Source organism: uncultured Albimonas sp., assembly GCF_963977235.1.
In the GTDB taxonomy this organism is placed as follows: Bacteria; Pseudomonadota; Alphaproteobacteria; order Rhodobacterales; family Rhodobacteraceae; genus Albimonas.
The window spans coordinates 1-20,938 of sequence record NZ_CAXBOD010000037.1; the positions used below are offsets into that span (position 1 = coordinate 1).

Sequence of the window (20,938 nt, forward strand, 5' to 3'; positions counted from 1 at the left end):
CGATCGACAGCGCCTCGATGTTCAACAAGGGGCTGGAGATGATCGAGGCGATGCATCTGTTCGCGCTGCGCCCCGACCAGGTCGAGGTGCTGGTGCATCCCCAGTCCATCGTGCATTCGATGGTGGCCTATGTGGACGGCGCGGTGCTCGCCCAGATGGGCGCGCCCGACATGCGCCACGCCATCGGCCACGCCTTCCACCACCCCGCCCGCGCCCCCCTGCCGGTGGAGCGTCTGGACCTCGCGGCCATCGGCGCGCTGGAGTTCCGGGCCCCCGATCCGGTCCGCTTCCCCGCGCTGCGCCTGGCGCGCGAGGCGATGGAGGCCGGCGGCCTCGCCGGCTGCGCGCTGAACGCGGCCAAGGAGGCCGCGCTCGAGGCGTTCATGGACCGCCGCCTGCCCTTCATGGGCATGGCCCAGGTGGTCGAGGAGGTGCTGGCCGCCCTCTCGCCCTTCGGGCCGGCGCGCGCGCTCGACGACGTGTTCGCGATGGACATCCATGCGCGGGCGGCGGCGGGGGCGCGGATCGCGGCGCGGGTGCGCGCCTCGGGTCTGGGAAAAGGCGCGGCTTTCGCCTAGCTTTGCGGCTGTTCATCCGCGCTCGGGGTCCCCGGGCGCCCCTTCGGAGGTCCCATGGACGCGTTCTCCCTGTTGTCGAGCGCCGGCGGCATCGGCTTCGCCGTCGCCTCGTTCATCGTCGTGCTGGGCGTGGTCGTGTTCATCCACGAGTACGGGCACTACATCGTGGCGCGCTGGTGCGGGATCCACGCCGAGGTGTTCTCGATCGGCTTTGGCAAGGAGCTGTTCCACTGGACCGACAGGCGCGGCACCCGCTGGCGGCTGGCGGTGCTGCCGCTGGGGGGCTACGTGAAGTTCCTGGGCGACGGGGACGCGGCCTCGGCGCGCGCGGACCTGCATGAGCTCGAGCACATGAGCGAGGCGCAGAGGGCGCGCTCGTTCCCCGGGGCGGCGCTGTGGAAGCGGGCGCTCGCGGTGGCGGCGGGGCCGGGGTTCAACTTCATCCTCTCGATCCTGATCTATGCGGGCCTCGCGATGAGCCTGGGCATCGGGTCGGACCGCCCGGTGATCGGCACGCTGGACGAACGCGCCTCGGTGACGGCGCAGGGCGTGGACCCGCTGCAGGTGGGCGACGAGGTGCTCTCGGTCGAGGGGGTGGAGGTCGCGAGCTTCGCCGACATCTCGCGCGCCTTCGCCGAGGCCTCGGACGCGCAGCCGGGGCGCGAGCGGTTCGCGGTGACGGTGCGGCGCGGGGGCGAGGTGCTGGAGCTGGAGACCACCGCGGCGATCCCGCCGGTGGTGGGCGCGGTGACCCCCGACAGCCCGGCCGAGGAGGCGGGCTTCCGTCCCGGCGACCGGATCCTGTCGGTCGACGGGCAGAGCGTGGGCGCCTTTGCCGACCTGCAGCGGATCGTGATCGCCTCGGGCGGCGGCGAGCCGGTGACCATGGTGCTCTCGGACGGCGCGAGCGAGCGCGAGACGATGCTGACCGCGAAGATGCAGCCCTATCCGACCCCCGAGGGGGGCATCGAGATGCGCCCCCTGATCGGGGTCACCGCGATCCCGCGTCTGGCGCCGGAGGTGGTGACGCCGGGCGTGTTCGAGGCGGTCGAGATCGGCGCGATCCGGACCTGGCAGATCATCGCCTCGTCCTTCGCCTATGTGGGCGCGATCATCGGCGGCGAGGCCGACAGCTCGGGCCTGGGCGGTCCGATCAAGATCGCCTCGCTGTCGGGTCAGGCGGCGGGGGCGGGGATCGTCGCCTTTCTGGGGATGATCGCGATGATCTCGGCCTCGATCGGGATGATCAACCTGTTCCCGATCCCGGTGCTCGACGGCGGCCACCTGCTGTTCTATGCGATCGAGGCCCTGCGCGGCCGTCCGCTGGGCGAGAAGGCCTCCGAATACGCGACCGGCGTCGGCCTGGCCCTGGTGGTGGGGCTGATGGTGTTCGTGACCTACAACGACCTGATGGGCCTCTGAGCCATACCCCTTTCGCCCGCGGCCCTGTCCCGGCCGCGGGCGCCCTGCCCCGTCCCCCGCCCCCTCGACCGGCCGCCCCGTCCGCGCGTCGCCCTCCCACGCGCGCCCCGGGCGCCCGCCCCCGGTCCCCTCGCGAAGCGCCTGTTCCCCGGAGCCGTCCGTCGCGATGCCGACCGGAGCGACTCGTCCGCCCCGGTCAAGGATCGCGCAGCGACCCCCGCAGGGGGCTTGTCCTTGACCGGGGCGGGCGAGTCGCTCAGGCATCTTCAGCGACGGACGGCTTCGGGGGACAGGCGCGGCCCTGTTCCCGGGTGAGTCAGGAGCCCGCCGGAGGCTCCCGCCCTCGACCCTCCCGCGCCCCCTCCGTCGCCGGCGCCCGACAGCCAAGCCCGCCCGCAGGGCGCCTGCAGAGCCTTCCTTCCACAATCGGTCTACAGGCGCCCTGCGGGCGGGCTTGGCTGCGTTGCGACCGGGGCAGGCCACGGTTCTCCATTCGCAGCACGCCATTCGCCGCGCGCCGGTCGCTGGCGGGACCCTGGGCCGGCGCGGGCCCCGCCCAGGCGCCCGGCCGCCTGCGTCCCCCCGCGCCGACCCGTCGCGCGCCCGGACGCGGGGGCGCCGATTGACCTCGGCGCGCGGGCGGCGGAGACTCGGCCTCTCTGCGAAACGTCCGGAGACAGGATGCTCCCCGACCCGAGCCCCGCGCCGACCGCCGCCCTGCGCGCCTTGCCCGGCGCGCGCGGGCCCTCGGCGCGGCGGCGCGGCGAGACGGCGCCCGGCGCGGTCGTCGCGCGTCCCTCCCGATCCGGCCTCGAGGCGAGCCCTGCCCCATGAAGGACGACCGTCCCGACCCCTCTCCCGATGCGCCGGTCGCCGGCGAGCCGCTCGGCGCCCCTCTTGGGCGCGCGCCCGGACCGGCGAGCGCGCCCTCCGCCGCCTCGGCCCCGCGGCCCGCGCCGCGCGGCCCGGCGGTGTTCTGCCTCGGCGGGGCGCACTGGGACATGGTGGGGCGGCCCTCGGGACCGCTTGCGCCGGGAGGGGACATGCCCGGCCGGATGATCCGCCGGCCCGGCGGGGTCGCCCTGAACCTCGCGCTCGCCTTCGCGGCGCTTGGCCGGCCCACGGTGCTGGCGGCGCCGGTGGGGCGGGATCCGGAGGGGGCCTCGCTTGCGGCCCGCCTGTCCGCGCGGGGCGTCAGCCTGCGGCGGATGGGCCCCGAGGCGCCCACGGGCCTGTATCTGGCCATCGAGGACGGGGCGGGCGGGCTTGCGGCCGCCGTCGCCGACCTGCCCGGCTGCGAGGGCGCCGCGCCCGAGCATCTGCGCCCCGTGCTGACCCCCACCGCCGCCAACGCCGCGGCCTGGGTGCTGGAGGCGAACCTGCCCGAGCCGACGCTCGCCGCCGTCGTCGCCGCCCACGCCGCCCTGCCCGCAGGCGCGCGTCCCTGGCTGGTGGCCAACCCCGCCTCGCCGGCCCGCGCCGCGCGGCTGGGGGGGCTGCTGGGGGCGCTGGACCTGCTGATCTGCAACCGGGCCGAGGCCGAGGCGCTGACCGGGCGCCGCTTCGCCGAGGCCGCCGAGGCCGCCGCCGCCCTGCGCGCCTTCGGCCTGCGCGAGGCGGTGGTCACCGACGGCCCCGCTCCCGCCGCCTGCGCGGACGCGGACGGCGTCGTCGCCCGCATCCCCCTGCCCGCCCCGCCCGAGCCCAGCCTGCTGATGGCGACCGGCGCGGGCGACGCCCTGTTCGCCGCCTTTCTCGACGCCCGGCTGCGCGGCGAGGACGGGGCGCAGGCGCTCGAGGCCGGCCTGCGCGCCGCCCGCGCCCGCATGGAGACCCTGACATGACCCCCCCTCTGCTGTGGTCGCCCGAGGCCGCCGCCGCCCGCGAGGCGGGCCGCCCGCTGGTGGCGCTGGAGAGCACGATCATCACCCACGGCCTGCCGCATCCGCGCAACCTCGAGGTCGCGCGCGCGCTCGAGGAGGCGGTACGCGAGGCCGGCGCCGCGCCCGCCACGATGGCGGTGATGGACGGCGCCATCCGGGTGGGGCTCGCCGAGGACGACCTGCAGCGGCTGGCCGACGCGCGCGAGGTCGCGAAGCTGTCGCGCGCCGACCTCGCCGCGACGCTCGCCGCCGGCCGGCCCGGCGCCACCACCGTCGCGGCCACGATGATCTGCGCGCGTCTGGCGGGGATCGAGGTCTTCGCCACCGGCGGCATCGGCGGCGCGCACCGGGGCGCGGAGGCGAGCTGGGACGTCTCGGCCGACCTGCACGAGCTTGCCCGCACGCCGGTCACCGTGGTCGCGGCGGGGGCCAAGGCGATCCTGGATCTGCCCAGGACGCTCGAGGTGCTCGAGACGCTCGGGGTCCCCGTGATCGGCTGGCGCACGGACGCCTTCCCGGCGTTCTGGTCGCGCGACTCAGGCCTGCCGGCTCCCCTGCGCATGGACGCGCCCGCCGAGGTCGCCCGCGCCCACCGGATGCGCGGCGCGCTGGGGATCGAGGGGGGCCAGCTGCTCGCCAACCCGATCCCGGCCGAGGCCGAGATCCCGGCCGCAACCCTCGCCCCCCTGATCGCGCAGGCGATCGCGGAGGCCGAGGCGCAGGCGATCTCGGCCAAGGCGGTGACGCCGTTTCTGCTGGGGAGGATCCTGGAGCTGACGGACGGCGCGAGCCTCGAGGCCAACATCGCGCTGGCGCTCAACAACGCGCGGCTTGCCGCGCAGGTGGCCCGGGAGCTCGCCGCGCTGCCGCGGGACTGAGCGGTAGGCGGCTGGGTCGGGGAAGGATCTGGAGCACAGGCGGGACGGCCGAGCGGTTCGGAGGGGGGAGGCCGCTTCGGGACCTCACCAGGAAACAGGCGCCTGGCGGGTCCTTGGGGCGGGGCGCATGGGCCCGGGCCCGAGAGGCGGCGCGCCGGGTTGACCGCGGGCGCGGCGCGCGCGATCAGCGCGGCATGTCCAGCGCCGCCCCCGACCTGCGTCCGATCCTGATCGCCGGCCCCACCGCCTCGGGGAAGTCGGGGCTGGCGTTGCGGCTGGCCGAGACCATGCCCGCCGTGATCCTCAACGCCGACGCGCTGCAGGTCTACGACGGCTGGCGGGTGCTGACCGCGCGGCCCTCGCAGGCGGACGAGGCGCGGGCGCCGCACCGGCTCTATGGCCACGTGCCGGTGCGCGAGACGCATTCCGCCGGGCGCTGGCTGCGCGAGGCGGGCGCCGAGATCGCGGCGGCCCGGGCGCAGGGGCGGACGCCCATCGTGGTGGGGGGCACGGGCCTCTATTTCGCGGCCCTGACCGAGGGGCTGGCCGAGATCCCCGAGACCCCGCCCGAGGTTCGCGCCGCCGCCGAGGCCCGCCTGGCCGAGCTGGGGCTCGAGGGATTCGCCGAGGAGCTGGCGGGCATCGATCCGGCCGCCCACGCGCGCCTCGATCTGCGCAATCCCCGCCGGGTGATGCGCGCGTGGGAGGCGTTCCAGGTCGCGGGCCGGCCGCTCTCGGAGCTGCAGGCGGCCACGCCGCCGCCGCTGGCGCCGCTGGGCGAGGTCCGGGCGCTGCGGCTGACGCCCAAGCGCGAGACGCTTTATGCCGGGATCGAGCGGCGCTTCGAGCAGATGCTGGCGGGCGGCGCGCTGGAGGAGGCGCGCGCGGCGCTGGACTGGCAGGACGCCTCGCCAAGCGCGATGAAGGCGATCGGGGCGGGGGAGCTGATGGCGCATCTGCGGGGCGAAATGACGCTCGCGCAGGCGCGGGAAGCGGCGGTGCAGGCGACGCGGCGCTATGCCAAGCGGCAGCTGACCTGGATGCGCAACCGGCTGGGCGCGTGGCCCGCGGCGCAGAGCCCGCAGGAGGGATTCGAGCGGCTGCGGTGACGGCGGCCGCGGAGGGTCCCGGGGGCGGCCCTCGTCCCCTGCGCGCCCGTGGGAGCGGCCCGGCCGGGGCGCGCCGGGGTGGGCGGGCGGGAGGCGTGGCCCGGCCGGGACGCGGGCCACGCGCGCGGCGGTCCCGCTCATGGCGCCGGAGGCGGGCTTCACAGAGCGCCGGGGGCGGCCTTCACAGGGCGCCGGCGGCGGTCAGCGCAGAGCGCCGGGGGCGGTCGGGGGCGGCTTCGTGCCACGCTGATTGTTCGCGCGCCGCCCTGTCCCTTGCGCGCCGTCCCCTGCCCCGCGATCCAGCCCCGTCTGGCGGGGCGATCCCGATCCCCTCCGGGCGTGCCGCGGCCTGCGTCGCGAGGCCCTCGACCTCGGCCCTTGACCTCGAGCGCGCTCGAGGTCCCAGCCTGTGAAGCCGCACGCCATGACCCGCCGGAGCCCCGCATGACCGCCGACCCCTCGCCCGCCCCTTCGCCCGCGCCCGCGCCCGATCCTTCCGGCACGCCCTCGGGCGGCGCGGGCTGGGGCGAGCTGCTGACCCGCGCCCACTTTCCCGCGCTGGCGATGGTCAGCCTGGCGGTGTGGCTGCATGCGGCCAACTCGATGGTCACCGCGACGCTGATTGACGCGATGCTCGACGACATCGGGGGCGAGCGCTGGGTGGCGTGGTCGACGGCGCTCTATCTGGTGGGCTCGATCTCGGCCTCCTCGGTGGCGGGGCTGGCGGCGCGACGGCGCGGGCTGAAGCCGGTGATGACGGTGGCGGCAGGGGTCTTTGCGCTGGGCTGCGCGGCGCAGGCGCTGGCGCCGAGCATGCCGGTGGTGCTGGGCGCGCGGCTGATCCAGGGCGTCGGCGGCGGCGGGCTGGTGGCCCTGGGCTTCGTGGCCGCGGGGCAGCTGTTCCCGCGCCGGCTGACCGCGCGGGTGGTGGCGGTGATCTCGACGCTGTGGGGGGTCTCGGCGCTGCTGGGGCCGCTGTTCGGGGGCGCGTTCGTGGCCGCGGGAAGCTGGCGAGGCGCGGTCTGGGTGTTCGCGGCGCAGGCCGTCGCGCTGGCGATGCTGCTGGCTTTCGGGCTGAAGGGCGCGGGCGGGGGGCGGCCCGAGACCTCGGTCGCCGCGCGCCCGCCGGTGGTGCGCCTCGCGCTGATCGCGGCGGGCGTGTTCCTGATTGCGGCCGGCGGGGTCGAGGTGGCCCCGCTGCGCACGGGGCTGTTGCTGCTCGCCGGCGTCGGCTGCCTGGTGGCCGCGTTCCGGCGCGACGCCAGCCGGGGCGAGGGGCGGATGTTCCCGCCCGGCGCCTTCCGGCTGTCGGACCGGGCGGGCGCGTCCCTGCTGATGATGTTCGCGCTGTGCTTTGCGACCGTCCCCTACCTCGCCTACGGGCCGGTGCTGCTGGTGCGGCTGCACGGGGTCTCGGCGCTGGGGGCGGGGCTGGCGCTGGCCTCGCTGTCGGTGACCTGGAGCCTCGCCGCGATCACCGTCTCGTCCTGGCCCGAGCGGCGCGATCCGCTGGCGATCACGATCGGCGTGTGCCTGGTGGCGGCGACGCCGCTGGCCCAGGCGCTGGCGTTTCCCCATGGCCCCGTGTGGGCGATCGTGGCGATCGGCATCGTCGAGGGCGCGGGCTTCGGCATGGCCTGGACCTTCGTGCTGCGCCGAGCGCTGTCGCACTCGGCCGAGGAGGACCGCGGGCGCGTCGCCTCGGGCCTGCCGACCTCCGAGCAGCTGGGCTATGCCGTGGGGGCGGCCTTCGCCGGGGTCGCCGCCAACGCCGCGGGCTTCGCCGAGGCCCGCGACCCGCAGGCGCTGGCCGGCGCCGCCCGCTGGATCTTCCTCGCCACGCTGCCCGCGGTGGCGCTGAGCCTGGTCGGCCTGCGGGCCTTCCTGCGCCGCTGAGCCCCCGCGCGGGGGCCGCCTTGACCGCAAGAGCGGGACGGGATCGGCGCGGCGACGCGACGGCGAGATCGCGGAAAATTGCGCGGCGGGGGCGTCGCGCGCAATTTTCTCCGCGCGGAGCGGGTTTCGGGGTTGACCGGCCCCGCCCCGGCCGGTAGTCACCCTTCCGCGGAATGACGGAAGGCGAAGACATGGCCCCCATCGTACTTAGGACCGGGCGCGACTGAAGGCGGACGAGATTCTCGTCCCCCAAGCGCCCGCATGCCCCCCTCGACCGGGGGTTTTTTTGTGCCCGATGCGATGCAGACCCCCCAACGCAGGCCGCCCGAAAGCCCCCTCCGCCCGACCCACAGAAGACGTCAGAGGATAGCACCGATGCCCCGCGAAATGACCGGCGCCCAGATCGTCGTCCAGGCCCTGAAGGACCAGGGCGTGGACACCGTGTTCGGCTACCCCGGCGGCGCCGTGCTCCCGATCTACGACGAGATCTTCAAGCAGAACGACATCAAGCACATCCTGGTCCGCCACGAGCAGGGCGCGACCCACGCGGCCGAGGGCTATGCGCGCTCGACCGGCAAGCCGGGGGTGGTGCTGGTGACCTCGGGGCCGGGCGCGACCAACGCCGTCACCGGGCTGACCGACGCGCTGATGGACTCGATCCCGATGATCGTCCTGACCGGGCAGGTTCCGACCTTCCTGATCGGCTCGGACGGGTTCCAGGAGGCCGACACCGTCGGCATCACCCGCCCCTGCACCAAGCACAACTGGCTGGTGAAGGAGACCAACCAGCTCGCGGACACCATCCACCAGGCGTTCCACGTCGCGATGGCGGGGCGTCCCGGTCCGGTGCTGGTCGACATCCCCAAGGACGTCCAGTTCGCCACCGGAACCTACAACGACCCCTCCGAGGCCGAGGCCCTGCCCTACAACCCGCGGCGGGAGCCCGACGACGACGCGGTCATGGCCATGGTCGAGATGATCGAGACCGCCGAGCGGCCGATCCTCTACACCGGCGGCGGGGTGATCAACTCGGGGCTGGAGGCCTCGCGCCTGCTGCGCGAGCTGGCCGAGGAGACGGGCTTCCCGGTGACCTCGACGCTGATGGGTCTGGGCGCCTATCCGGCCTCGGGGAAGAACTGGCTGGGGATGCTCGGCATGCACGGCATGTACGAGGCCAACATGGCCATGCACGGCTGCGACGCGATGTTCTGCATCGGCGCGCGCTTCGACGACCGGATCACCGGGCGGCTGGACGCGTTCTCGCCCCACTCGAAGAAGGCGCATATCGACATCGACCCCAGCTCGATCAACAAGAACGTCCATGTCGACGTTCCGATCCTGGGGGACGTGGCGACGACGCTGGCGCGGGTGCTGGCCAAGTGGCGGGCCCGCGGCGCCCAGACCCGCAAGGATCGCCTGCCCGGCTGGTGGACCCAGATTGACGCGTGGAAGGCGATCAAGTGCCTGACCTACAAGAACTCCGGCTCGGTGATCAAACCGCAGTACGCGGTCGAGCGGCTGGAGGCGCTGACCAAGGGGCGCGACCGCTACATCACCACCGAGGTCGGCCAGCACCAGATGTGGGCGGCCCAGTTCCTGACCTTCGAGGAGCCGCACCGCTGGATGACCTCCGGGGGCCTCGGCACCATGGGCTACGGCGTGCCCGCCTCGATCGGCGTGCAGATCGCCCATCCCGAGAGCCTGGTGATCAACGTCGCCGGCGAGGCGTCCTTCATGATGACCATGCAGGAGCTGTCCTGCGCGGTGCAGTACAGGGCCCCGGTCAAGCAGTTCATCCTCAACAACGAGCGTCTGGGCATGGTCCGCCAGTGGCAGCAGCTGCTGCACGGGGAGCGGTATTCGCACTCGTATTCCGAGGCGCTGCCCGACTTCGTGAAGATGGCCGAGGCCTTCGGCTGCAAGGGCATCCGCTGCACCGATCCGGCCGATCTCGACGACGCGATCATGGAGATGCTGGACTATGACGGTCCGGTGATCTTCGACTGCATGGTCGAGAAGCACGAGAACTGCTTCCCGATGATCCCCTCGGGCAAGGCGCACAACGAGATGCTGCTGGGCGACGCCTCGACCGAGGGCGCGATCGACGTCACCGGCTCGGTGCTGGTCTGAGGCCGCGCCCGCCGGGGCGCGGCGGTCAGTCGGCGAGCATCTCGCCGCTGCCGCCCGCCTCGGCGGGCATATCGCGGAACTTCGGCAGGCCGTCGGGCATGTCGATCATCCGCTCGGCGTAGTGCACATGCGCCTGCGGCGCGAACCCGAAGCCCGACAGGATCGAGGCGTAGACGTCGATGAGCCCGTGCCCCGTCTGTTCCGAGAGCACCGAGCCGCCGCAGTGCGCGCAGCTCCGCCGCACGGTGCGGCCGTCGCGGGTGAAGCGCGTCAGCCGGTCCTCGCCGGCGGTGATTCGCACCTTCGCCGCGGGCCACAGCGAATACGCGGTGACCGGGGCCGCCGACCACCCGCGGCAGTCGCCGCAGTGGCAGAAGCCCTGCACCAGCGGCTCGCCCTCGACTTCCACCGTCACCGCGCCGCAGAAGCAGCGCCCCGCATATGTCTCGGCCATGTCCCTCGCCCCTGTCGGAGGCCCCCCGCGCGGGGCGTCGCCCGCCAGCGTCGCAGAGACCGGGCCGAGCTGTCCACAGCCCCTTTCGCAGGTCCGGCCGCCGCGCGCCCGCGCGGCCCGGGACGGGAGACCGACACGATGAACGCGCTCAACATTCCCCAGGGCTCGACGGCCCATTCCGCCTACTCGCTTCGCCCCACGCTGGCCGAGGGCGAGGAGCGGCGCACGCTGGCGGTGCTGGTCAGGAACGAGGCCGGCGTGCTGGCCCGCGTGATCGGCCTGTTCTCGGGGCGCGGCTACAATATCGAGAGCCTCACGGTCTCGGAGACCGACCATGCCTCCAAGCGCTCGCGGATCACGGTGGTGACCACCGGCGAGCCCGCAATCATCGAGCAGATCAAGGCCCAGCTCAGCAAGATGGTGGTGGTCATCGACGTGCATGACCTGACCATGGAGGGCCCCTCGGTCGAGCGGGAGCTGGCGCTGATCAAGGTCGCCTGCACCGGCGAGGCCCGGGTCGAGGCGCTGCGGATGAGCCAGGTGTTCCGCGCCGCGGTGGTCGACACGACCCTGCGCAGCTTCGTGTTCGAGCTGACCGGCGCCCCCGACAAGATCGACGCCTTCGTCGAGCTGATGGCCCCTCTGGGTCTGATCGACGTCTCGCGCACCGGCGTCGCCGCGATCAAGCGCGGTCCCGACCCGATGTGAGGTCGCGGGCGGGGCGTCAGGCCTCCGCCGGCCGCGTCATCGCCAGCAGGCGCCGCCGGATCGCCTCGTCCTCCTGCGTTCCGCCCAGCAGGTGGACGCGCAGGCGCCAGTAGCGCAGCGCCTGCAGCGACAGGAAGAACCCGAGCGCCGCCGACGCGGCCTCGGGCGCGCCGTAGCCTTCGAGCAGGGCGTTTGCGTCCAGGGGGGCGACGCCCTCGCCGGCCCCGGGCCGGGGGCGCCAGAGGGTGGTCATCACCAGGAAGCGGGCCAGATCCGCGAGCGCGGGCAGACGCGCCTCGGGGCCGAAATCGAAGCCGCGCAGGCCCTCGTCGGTCAGCACCAGGTTGCGCGGGTGAAAGTCGCCATGCGCGACGACCAGGGTCAGCTCGGCCCCCCGCGCCGCCTCGGCCGCGCGCCGCAGCGCGGGCAGCCGGTCCTGGAAGGCCTGCGGACGCCACGGCTCGGGGCCGGCGCCGAGCAGCGCCTGCACCCGCGGGCCCGGGCGCAGCGGTCTCGAGGCTTTGGGCGCGCGCGCGTGCAGGGCCGCAAGCCAGGCGCCCGCCGCCCGCAGCGCGGCGTCGCGCTCGATCGCCCCCTCGCCCAGCGCCAGGTCCAGGGTCGGCCCCTCGAGCAGCTCCATGCCGATCCCGGCGGCCTCGCGGTCCACGAACAGCGGCCGCGGCGCGAGGGGCGGCGCGCCGGGCGCCGAGCAGGCCGCGAGCCGCCCATGCTCGCTCAGCGCGCGTTCGGCCGTCTGGCAGATCTTCACGGCAAGCCGCAGCGGCGGTCCGCCGGCCCGGTCGGCCCTGCGCGCGGCGAGGTAGACGCCGCGGTGCGCCTCCGTCCGCGGCTTGATCGCGATCGGCGCGAGCGTCCAGTCCTCGGGCTCGCCGCCCATGCGTCTGGCCAGCAGGCTGGCCGCGCGCATCGGCATAGATACGGCTTGATCCACCGGAAGGATCCCTGTTCCGGGTCTCGGGGGCGAGACCGCCATGTCCGACGTCTCGTGGACGAGACCGCCATGACCGACGTCTCGTGGACGAGACTGCTATGACCGACGTCTCGTGGACGAGACCTCCATGACCAACTGGTTGCAGTTCTGCGACTGTTTCGCTACGGGCATCAAGCGGGATTTCACGCGGCGCCAGAGACCGCGACGCAGTGGAAGCGGGCGCGATCTTGCCGGGGTGGGATCTCGCTCGCCACCCCGTCCCTGCCGCCCGCCGTGGCGCTGCGGGGCGCCTTGCGGCGAGGCCGCGCGCGGTCTTCGGGTCCGGTTCGGCCTGTCCCTACGTCATGCCGGGGCTGCGCCCCGACAGGCTGGACGGAGCGTCCGGATCGCGCCAGAAGCTGAACGAAACGTCATTTCACCAGAGCAATTCGAAGGCGGGGGCATGAGCGGGATCGAAGTCACAGGGACGTCGGCGGACGAGACGCTGACCGGCGGCGCGGGCGACGACACCATTTTCGGCGGCGGCGGCGACGATTTCCTGTTCGGCGGCGAGGGCGACGACCGCTTCGTGGTCCGCAGCCAGGACTGGCAGCGCACCGTCACCTGGGCCGATCCCAAGCGTCTGCTCGCCCACTACTACGGCGGCGAGGGCGAGGACGTGCTGGCCGGCGAGGGCGGCATGCTGCTGCTCGACATGCGCTCAGAGCTGGACTCGATCGAGCGGATCGAGTGGGGCGAGGGCCACGAGACCGGCACGCTGCGCCTGTGGGGCCGCACGACCTTCGACATGACCGCGTTCCTGGCCAGCCACGATGCGACGGGCCTCGACTATGTGTGGGTCAGCCAGGCCGGCGCGACGGTGCTGGGCACGTCGGGCGCGGACCGGATCAGCGCGACCTCGAACGCCGAGCACGGCACGACGATCTACGGCGGCGACGGGGACGACGAACTGACCCTGGGCGTCCGGCGCACCGGAACCATCGGCGACAAGCTCCACCGGATGCAGGGGCTGCTGGACGCGGGCGCAGGCGACGACGTGGTCTCGACCGGCGGCTGGGCGGCGGGCAAGGGCGCCGCCACCCTGCTGGGGGGCGAGGGGCGCGACACGCTGATCGGCGGCTCGCAGTTCGACCTGCGGCTGACCTGGGACGGGTTCGAGGTGTTCGAGGCGCGGCACGGCATGAGCCTGCGGGGCGAAGGCACGCTCGATCTGCTCGCCTTCGAGGAGGCGCACGTGCGCCGCAACATCGTCGGCGGCCGGGCCGACCAGACGGTGCTGGGCGACGACACGCGCGACCTGATCCGGCTGGAGGGGGGGCGCGACTCGCTCTCCGGGCGCGGCGGGCGCGACGAGCTCGACGGCGGCGAGGGCGCCGACCGGCTCGACGGCGGCGAGGGGCGCGACACGCTGATCGGCGGCGAGGGCGCGGACGTGCTGATCGGGGGCGAGGGGAACGACCGGCTCTATGGTCAGGACGGCGGCGACCGGATCGAGGGCGGCGAGGGCCGGGACCTGATCGTGGGCGGCAAGGGAACCGATCTGATCTACGCTGGCGCCGGCGACGATAAGGTCTATGTCCTGACCGGGATGCGGGCGGGCGAGGTGCTCGACGGCGGCGAGGGCTACGACACGCTCGAGCTGGTCAAGAACGTCGTCTCCGACCGGGGGCTGCACCTGGGCGCGGAGCTGACCGGGTTCGAGCGGCTGGTGATCAACCCCCGCGACGGCGCCGCGCTGCTGGGCGCCGGCGCGCTGGACCTGCGGGACTTCGACCTGGACGGCCCGGCGACGATCCACGGCCAGGGCGGGTCGCAGACGGTCCATGGGGCCGAGGGGGACGACCGGCTCTATGGCGGGAAGGGCGCCGACGCGCTGTTCGGCCACGCGGGCGACGACAGGCTCAAGGGCGACGACGGGCGCGACGCGCTTTATGGCGGCGCGGGGAACGATGTCTTCGGCTGGACCGGGCTGCTGGACCCCGAGAAGCTGAACGACGTGATCGACGGCGGCCCGGGGCGCGACACGCTGCGCACCGACTACCTCGCCCGCAACGTCGAGCTGACCTCGATCGAGCGGCTGGTGGTCACGCCGCGCGACCACCTGCGGATCGCGACGGAGGGCGAGATCGACCTCGGCGGCGTCGACTGGCGGCGGGGGTCGGATCTGATCCTCCTCGACCCCCGGACGCCGCAGGCGCTGACGGCCACCCAGCTCGACGACCGCGTGAGGCTGGCGCACGCGGGCGACTCGGTGGACGGTCACCTGGGCGACGACCGGTTCTTCTTCGCGCTGAGCGGCGGCTGGCACGGCGTGCTGGACGGCGGCCGGGGCCAGGACATGCTCAAGGAATCCGTGGCCGCGGGCGGGACCTATCGCTCGGTCGAGACGCTGGCCGGCGATCGGGTGGAGGGCGTGGTCGAGGTGCAGGGCTCGGGGGCGCTGGACCTCGACGTGTTCGACCGGGTCTTCAAGGTGCGGCGCTACGACATCCGCGGCGAGGGGATCGAGCTGTCGGGGCGCCGCGCCGACGAGCTGTTCGAGATCCGCGCCGCAACGCTGACCATCGAGGGCGACGGCGGGCGCGACGTCTTCGATTTCGCGCTGCGGCCGGGGCGGCTGGAGGGCGCCCGCTGGCGGATCGAGGATTTCGGCGCCGGCGACATGATGGTGTTCGACAACCTGGATTCGCGCCATGGCGGCTGGACGCTGGGCGGCGCGCTCACGGGGCGCAAGCACCAGCTTGCGTTCGGCGACGAGGTGCTGAAGGGCGATGTCGACGGCGACCGACGGGCGGATTTCGTGATCGAGCTGCCGGGGGTCGAGCATCTGCCGCCCGGCAGCCTCGACCTGGTCTGAGCGCGGGCGCCCCGCCCCGGGCCGCGGCGCCCGGCGCGGACGTCTTGCCGGACATGCGAACGGCGCGCCCCTGCCGCAGGGCGCGCCGTCCTCGCCTCCCGTCCGGGGCCGCGCCGGGCGCGTCCCCCGACATCCCCTCGGGAGGCCCCCTCGGCGGGGCCTGACGGTCAGACCGTCAGGTGTCTGCGGACCTCGGGGTCGTCGAGGCTCTCGGCGGGGCCGGAGTGGACGATCTCGCCGCGGTCCATGATGTAGATGTGGTCGGCGAGCTCCCGGCAGAAATCGAGGTATTGCTCGATGAGCAGGATGGTCAGCCCGTGCTCGTCGCGCAGGAACTGGATGGCCCGGCCGATGTCCTTGATGATCGAGGGCTGGATGCCCTCGGTCGGCTCGTCGAAGGCGATCAGCTTGGGGCGCATCACCAGCGCCCGGCCGATGGCGAGCTGCTGCTGCTGGCCGCCCGAGAGGTCCCCGCCGCGACGGTTGAGCATGGTCTTGAGCACGGGGAACAGCTCGAACATGTAGTCGGGGATCGAGCGGTCCTTCGAGGGCAGGCCCGCGTAGCCGGTCTGGAGGTTCTCGCGCACGCTCAGCAGCGGGAAGATCTCGCGCCCCTGGGGCACCAGCCCGATGCCCGCGCGGGCCCGGTCGTGGGAGGAGCGGCGGCCCAGCGGCGTCCCCTCGAGCGTGATGGTCCCGCCCGAGAGCGGGTGCTGCCCCACGATCGAGCGGATCAGCGAGGTCTTGCCCACGCCGTTGCGGCCGAGCAGGCAGGTGATCTTGCCCTGCTCGACCTTCAGGTTCACGCCGCGCAGGGCCTGGGCGGCGCCGTAGTGCAGGGTGGCGTTCTCGACGGTCAGCATTCTCGGCGGTCCCCTCAGCGACCCAGGTAGACTTCGACGACCTGCGGGTCGGCGGAGACATGGTCGAGCGAGCCCTCGGACAGGACGTGCCCCTCGTGCAGGCAGGTGACCTTCACCCCGAGGTCGCGCACGAAGCCCATGTCGTGCTCGACCACCACCACCGAGTGGTCGACCGCGATCTCGCGCAGGAGGCGGGCGGTTTCCTCGGTCTCGGCGTCGGTCATGCCGGCGACGGGTTCGTCGACCAGCAGGAGCTTGGGGTCCTGGGCGAGCAGCATGCCGATCTCGAGCCACTGCTTCTGGCCGTGCGAGAGGTAGGCGGCGAGCTCGTCGCGGCGGTGGGAGAGGCGGATCTTGTCGAGGATCCCTTCGATCAGCGCCCGGTCGGCGCGGTTGTCGCGGTAGAACAGCGCCGGGACGCCGCGGCGGTCGCCCTTCAGCGACAAGAGCAGGTTGTCGGCGACCGTCTGCGTCTCGAACACCGTGGGTTTCTGGAACTTCCGGCCGATGCCCATCTGGGCGATGGTGGGTTCATCGTGCTTGGTGAGGTCGACGTCGCCCATGAAGTAGACGTCGCCCTTGTCGGGGCGGGTCTTGCCGGTGATGATGTCCATCATCGTGGTCTTGCCGGCCCCGTTGGGGCCGATGATGGCGCGCATCTCGCCCTTCATCAGCACGAAGCTCAGCTCGTTGATCGCCTTGAAGCCGTCGAAGCTGCGCGACACGCCGTCGAGGTAGAGGAGCGTGTCCTTGCGGGCCGAGGGCACGGGCGCGTGCTTGGGGCTCGGCTTGACGGCCGCGGGGAGGCGAACGGGGATCTCGGTCATCTGGGTCACTCTCCCGCGCGGGTCGGGGCGGCGCCGGTGGGGGCGTCGGCGACGGGCGGCTCGGTTTCCTCGTCCTTGCCCTTGGGCGCCCGGGAGCGGCGGCCGAGCGCCTTGCGGATCAGGCCGGCGACGCCCTCGGGCAGGAACAGGGTGGTCAGGATGAAGAGGGCGCCGAGCGCGAACAGCCAGTATTCGGGCATCACGCCGGTGAACCAGGACTTGGCCGCGTTGACCAGCACCGCGCCGCCGATGGGGCCGATCAGGGTGCCGCGGCCGCCGACGGCGGTCCAGACCACCATCTCGATCGAGTTGGCGGGCGCGAACTCGCCGGGGTTGATGATGCCCACCTGGGGGACGTAGAGGGCGCCCGCGATGCCGGCCATCACCGCCGAGACCACCCAACAGAACAGCTTGATGTTCTCGGGGCGGTAGCCGAGGAAGCGGGTGCGGGCCTCGGCGTCGCGCACGGCGCGCAGGATCTTGCCGTACTTCGACCCCGTGATCGCGGCGGCGATCATCAGGTTCAGCGCCAGGAAGAAGGCGGTGAGGAAGAACAGGGCCGAGCGGACCTGCCCCGACTGCAGGTCATAGCCCAGCACGTCCTTGAAGTCGGTCAGGCCGTTGTTGCCGCCAAAGCCCATGTCGTTTCGGAAGAAGGCGAGCAGCAGGGCGTAGGTCATCGCCTGGGTGATGATCGAGAGGTAGACGCCGGTGACCCGCGAGCGGAAGGCGAACCAGCCGAAGACGAAGGCCAGAAGGCCCGGGACCAGCATCACCATCAGGCACGAGAACAGGAAGCTGTCGAAGCCGAACCAGAACCACGGCAGCTCCTTCCAGTTGAGGAACACCATGAAGTCGGGCAGCACCGGGTCGCCGTAGACGCCCCGCGTGCCGATCTCGCGCATCAGGTGCATGCCCATGGCGTAGCCGCCGAGCGCAAAGAAGGCGCCGTGGCCGAGCGAGAGGATCCCGCAGTAGCCCCACACCAGGTCGAGCGCGAGCGCGGCCATGCCGTAGCACAGGTACTTTCCGTAAAGCGGCACCAGGTGGTCGGCCACGTGGAAGGGCGAGCCCTTGGGCACGAGGAGGTTGAGCGCGGGCACCAGCACCCCGATCCCGAGGATCACCAGCATCGCGATGAGGATCACGGGGGACTTCAGGCCGCCCGCGAGAAAACGTCCGAAGATCATTCGACCGCCCTTCCCTTCAGCGCGAACAGCCCTCGGGGCCGGCGCTGGATGAAGAGGATGATGAGGACGAGGATCAGGATCTTGCCCAGCACCGCGCCCGCATAGGGTTCAAGGAACTTGTTGGCGATGCCCAGCGTCAGGCCGCCCACCAGCGTGCCCCACAGGTTTCCGACGCCGCCGAACACCACCACCATGAAGCTGTCGATGATGTAGCCGCGCCCGAGGTTGGGGCTGACGTTGTCGATCTGGCTGAGCGCGACGCCCGCGATCCCCGCGATGCCCGAGCCGAGCGCGAAGGTCAGCGCGTCGACCCAGGGCGTGCGGATGCCCATCGCCGAGGCCATGCGCCGGTTCTGGGTGACCGCGCGCATCTGCAGGCCGAGGCTGGAGCGGTTGATCGCGAACAGCAGCGCCACGAAGACGAACAGCGCGAAGACCACGATCCACAGGCGCGACCAGGTGATCGACATCTCGCCCAGCTCGAACGCGCCCGACATCCACGAGGGGTTGCCGACCTCGCGGTTGTTGGGCCCGAATATCGTGCGCACCGCCTGCTGGAGGATCAGGGAGACGCCCCAGGTGGCCAGAAGGGTTTCGAGCGGCCGGCCGTAGAGGTGGCGGATGATGCCCCGCTCCATGATCAGGCCGACGAAGCCCGCGACCAGGAAGGCCAGCGGCAGCGCGATCAGCAGCGACCAGTCGAACAGCCAGGGGATCGAGGTGCGGATCGTCTCCTGCACCACAAAGGTGGTGTAGGCGCCCAGCATCACCATCTCGCCGTGGGCCATGTTGATCACGCCCATCACGCCGAAGGTGATGGCGAGCCCGATGGCGGCGAGGAACAGGACCGAGCCGAGGCTGATCCCGTACCAGATGTTCTGCCCCGCCTGCCACATGGCGAGCTTGGTCTCGATCGCCTCGATGCCCTCGTCGGCGGCCTCGGCCATCTCGCCCTGCGCCTGGTTGCGATAGGTTAGCAGCACGCCGAGCGCGGCCTGGTCGCCGCGCTGGGAGATCACCTCGATCGCCTCGCGGATGGTGTCGGGATCGTCGGTGGAGGCGAGCTGGATCGCCGCGACCGCCTGGGCCAGGCGCCGGCGGACGTCAGGGTCCTGCTCGGCGGCCAGCGCCTCCTGCACGGGGGCGAGCTGCTCGGGGTCGGCGGCCGAGAAGATCGTGTCGGCGGCCGACATCCGCACCACCGGGTTGGCGGCGCGCAGGGTCAGGGCCGAGATCGTCTCGTCGATCATCCGGCGGATCGAGTTCTTGGTGCGCACCCGCTCGAGCCGGCCGGGCGCCTCGACGGGCTCGAGCGTCACCGGATCGAGGATGCCGCGGTCGGAGTCGATCACCACCCGCCCGTCGGGGGCGATCTTGAGGTCGTTGCCCGACAGCGCCCGCAGCGCCGGGGCGGCCAGCGGATCGCCCAGCGCGCCCAGCTCGGCGATCACGCCCTCGATCTCGTCGAAGCCGTCGGCGGTCGCGAATTTCTGGACGGCGGCGGAGACCTGCGCCGTGTCGGCGGAGGCGCGCTCGGCCGCCAGCGCGCCGAGCGCGAGGGTGACGGCGAGCGCGAGAATGCGAAGCAGCGGCATGGGTGCGGCCCTGGTGTTCGGTCAGCCCCGGGGGGACGGCGCGCGGGAGGCGCCGGGGGCGGGCGGAGAGGGCGGACCGAGGCCCGCCCTCCCACTGCTCATCGGGTCAGAGGAAAGGGCTCAGGAGCCCTTGCCGCCGCACTTGCCCGAGGCGGTGTTGAAGTTCCCGCACTCCATCGGCTTGCGCCAGTCGGAGATCAGGTCCTTGGAGTCGGGCAGGAAGTCCGACCAGGCGTCGCCGGGAACCAGGCCCGGGGTCTCGTAGACGATCGAGAACTGGCCGTCGTCCATGATCTCGCCGATCAGCACCGGCTTGGTGATGTGGTGGTTGGGCATCATCGCCGAGTAGCCGCCCGAGAGGTTGGGGACGGTCACGCCCACGAGGCTGTCGATCACCGCGTCGGGGTCGGTGGTGGCCGCGGCCTCGACCGCCTTCACCCACATGTTGAAGCCGATGTAGTGGGCCTCCATGGGATCGTTGGTCACGCGGTCTTCGCCGGCGAAGGCCTTCCAGGACTCGATGAACTCGGCGTTGACGTCCGCGTCGACCGACTGGAAGTAGTTCCACGCGGCGAGGTGACCCTCGAGCGGGGCGGTGTCGAGACCGGCCAGCTCCTCCTCGCCCACCGAGAAGGCGACGACGGGGATGTCGGTGGCGGCCACGCCCTGGTTGCCGAGCTCCTTGTAGAAGGGCACGTTGGCGTCGCCGTTGATGGTCGAGACCACGGCGGTCTTCTTGCCGGCCGAGCCGAAGGCCTTGATGTCGGACACGATCGTCTGCCAGTCGGCGTGGCCGAAGGGCGTGTAGTTGATCATGATGTCCTCGTCGGCGACGCCGGCGGCCTTCAGGTAGGCCTCGAGGATCTTGTTGGTGGTGCGCGGGTAGACGTAGTCGGTGCCGGCCAGCACCCAGCGCTCGACGCCCTCTTCCTTCATCAGGTAGTCGACGGCCGGGATCGCCTGCTGGTTGGGCGCGGCGCCGGTGTAGAAGACGTTGCGCTGGGATTCTTCGCCCTCGTACTGGACGGGGTAGAAGAGGATCGAGTTCAGCTCCTCGAACACCGGCAGCACGGACTTGCGGCTGACCGAGGTCCAGCAGCCGAAGACCACGTCGACCTCGTTGCCCGAGATCAGCTCGCGCGCCTTCTCGGCGAACAGCGGCCAGTCGGAGGCGGGGTCGACGACCACGGCCTCGAGCTGCTTGCCCAGCAGGCCGCCCTTCTTGTTCTGCTCTTCGATGAGCATGAGCATGACGTCTTTGAGCGTCGTCTCGGAGATCGCCATCGTGCCCGACAGCGAATGCAGGATGCCGACCTTGATCGTCTCCTGCGCCTGGGCCGACAGGGCCAGGGTCATGGTGGTCAGGGCCGTGGCCGCGGCGAGCGCGGTCTTGCGGGCGGAAATCATCGGCATCTCCCTTGTGGTTCCCTCGAGTTGGGTTGCGTAGGCGCCGAGGCCCTCGTTGCAAGCGGCGGGCCAACTGGGGCCGGACCCGTCGCTTCATGGCGATTTCGCGACAGGGATGGGGCGGAGACCGGGCCGGAGGATGCGCAGGCGCCGGGCCGGACATGACAGTCGGATGACGACGGATAAGCT

Annotated in this window: 15 protein-coding genes and 1 pseudogene; 9 read left to right on the forward strand and 7 right to left on the reverse strand. The window is 72.7% G+C overall.

What is annotated here, in order from left to right; genetic code table 11:
* The 7 genes and pseudogenes from AAC134_RS15860 to AAC134_RS15890 form a co-directional block, all read left to right on the forward strand.
* A pseudogene (locus AAC134_RS15860) lies at positions 1-578 on the forward strand (1-deoxy-D-xylulose-5-phosphate reductoisomerase); the annotation flags it as partial.
* Positions 579-632: 54 nt separating this feature from the next.
* Entirely contained in the window at positions 633-2,000 is a 1,368-nt protein-coding gene (gene rseP / locus AAC134_RS15865) for an RIP metalloprotease RseP (RefSeq protein ID WP_339950090.1), read from the forward strand.
* Between the two features lie 1,001 nt (positions 2,001-3,001).
* Positions 3,002-3,844 carry a PfkB family carbohydrate kinase gene (locus tag AAC134_RS15870; protein WP_339950129.1) on the forward strand — a complete coding sequence of 281 codons (843 nt, stop codon included), beginning with the start codon at positions 3,002-3,004 and terminating at the stop codon, positions 3,842-3,844.
* Positions 3,841-4,761, forward strand: coding sequence for a pseudouridine-5'-phosphate glycosidase (locus tag AAC134_RS15875; RefSeq protein ID WP_339950091.1), 921 nt, complete (start codon positions 3,841-3,843; stop codon positions 4,759-4,761). Before AAC134_RS15870 ends, AAC134_RS15875 begins: the two co-directional genes overlap by 4 nt.
* Positions 4,762-4,955: 194 nt before the next feature.
* Positions 4,956-5,870 carry a tRNA (adenosine(37)-N6)-dimethylallyltransferase MiaA gene (gene miaA, locus AAC134_RS15880; protein ID WP_339950092.1) on the forward strand — a complete coding sequence of 305 codons (915 nt, stop codon included), beginning with the start codon at positions 4,956-4,958 and terminating at the stop codon, positions 5,868-5,870.
* Positions 5,871-6,314: 444 nt separating this feature from the next.
* Complete coding sequence (locus AAC134_RS15885; RefSeq protein WP_339950093.1) at positions 6,315-7,766, forward strand: MFS transporter; 1,452 nt, start codon at positions 6,315-6,317, stop codon at positions 7,764-7,766.
* 375 nt (positions 7,767-8,141) lie between these two features.
* The gene (locus AAC134_RS15890) at positions 8,142-9,896 is read left to right on the forward strand and encodes an acetolactate synthase 3 large subunit (protein WP_339950094.1); all 1,755 of its coding nucleotides are present in this window, start codon (positions 8,142-8,144) and stop codon (positions 9,894-9,896) included.
* A gap of 25 nt (positions 9,897-9,921) precedes the next feature.
* On the opposite strand, the gene AAC134_RS15895 is transcribed toward AAC134_RS15890, so the two are convergent.
* Complete coding sequence (locus AAC134_RS15895; RefSeq protein WP_339950095.1) at positions 9,922-10,350, reverse strand: GFA family protein; 429 nt, start codon at positions 10,348-10,350, stop codon at positions 9,922-9,924.
* A gap of 138 nt (positions 10,351-10,488) precedes the next feature.
* On the opposite strand from AAC134_RS15895, the gene ilvN reads away from it, so the two are divergent.
* Positions 10,489-11,058 carry an acetolactate synthase small subunit gene (gene ilvN, locus AAC134_RS15900; protein WP_339950096.1) on the forward strand — a complete coding sequence of 190 codons (570 nt, stop codon included), beginning with the start codon at positions 10,489-10,491 and terminating at the stop codon, positions 11,056-11,058.
* 16 nt (positions 11,059-11,074) lie between these two features.
* On the opposite strand, the gene AAC134_RS15905 is transcribed toward ilvN, so the two are convergent.
* Complete coding sequence (locus AAC134_RS15905) at positions 11,075-12,010, reverse strand: phosphotransferase (RefSeq protein ID WP_339950098.1); 936 nt, start codon at positions 12,008-12,010, stop codon at positions 11,075-11,077.
* Between the two features lie 442 nt (positions 12,011-12,452).
* Between AAC134_RS15905 and AAC134_RS15910 the strand changes: the two genes are divergently transcribed.
* Complete coding sequence (locus AAC134_RS15910; RefSeq protein ID WP_339950099.1) at positions 12,453-14,867, forward strand: calcium-binding protein; 2,415 nt, start codon at positions 12,453-12,455, stop codon at positions 14,865-14,867.
* Positions 14,868-15,034: 167 nt separating this feature from the next.
* Here the strand turns inward: AAC134_RS15910 and urtE are convergent, their stop codons facing one another.
* The 5 genes from urtE to urtA form a co-directional block, all read right to left on the reverse strand.
* A complete protein-coding gene (gene urtE / locus AAC134_RS15915; RefSeq protein ID WP_339950100.1) occupies positions 15,035-15,730 on the reverse strand; it encodes an urea ABC transporter ATP-binding subunit UrtE in 696 nt (231 codons plus the stop codon).
* A 14-nt stretch (positions 15,731-15,744) separates the two neighbouring features.
* Positions 15,745-16,557 carry an urea ABC transporter ATP-binding protein UrtD gene (gene urtD / locus AAC134_RS15920; RefSeq protein WP_339950101.1) on the reverse strand — a complete coding sequence of 271 codons (813 nt, stop codon included), beginning with the start codon at positions 16,555-16,557 and terminating at the stop codon, positions 15,745-15,747.
* Between the two features lie 5 nt (positions 16,558-16,562).
* The gene (urtC, locus tag AAC134_RS15925) at positions 16,563-17,747 is read right to left on the reverse strand and encodes an urea ABC transporter permease subunit UrtC (protein WP_339950102.1); all 1,185 of its coding nucleotides are present in this window, start codon (positions 17,745-17,747) and stop codon (positions 16,563-16,565) included.
* Positions 17,744-19,342 (reverse strand): urea ABC transporter permease subunit UrtB, encoded by a 1,599-nt coding sequence (urtB, locus tag AAC134_RS15930; RefSeq protein WP_339950103.1) that lies wholly within the window; start codon positions 19,340-19,342, stop codon positions 17,744-17,746. Before urtB ends, urtC begins: the two co-directional genes overlap by 4 nt.
* A gap of 120 nt (positions 19,343-19,462) precedes the next feature.
* Entirely contained in the window at positions 19,463-20,749 is a 1,287-nt protein-coding gene (gene urtA / locus AAC134_RS15935; protein ID WP_339950104.1) for an urea ABC transporter substrate-binding protein, read from the reverse strand.
* Positions 20,750-20,938 lie beyond the last annotated feature (189 nt).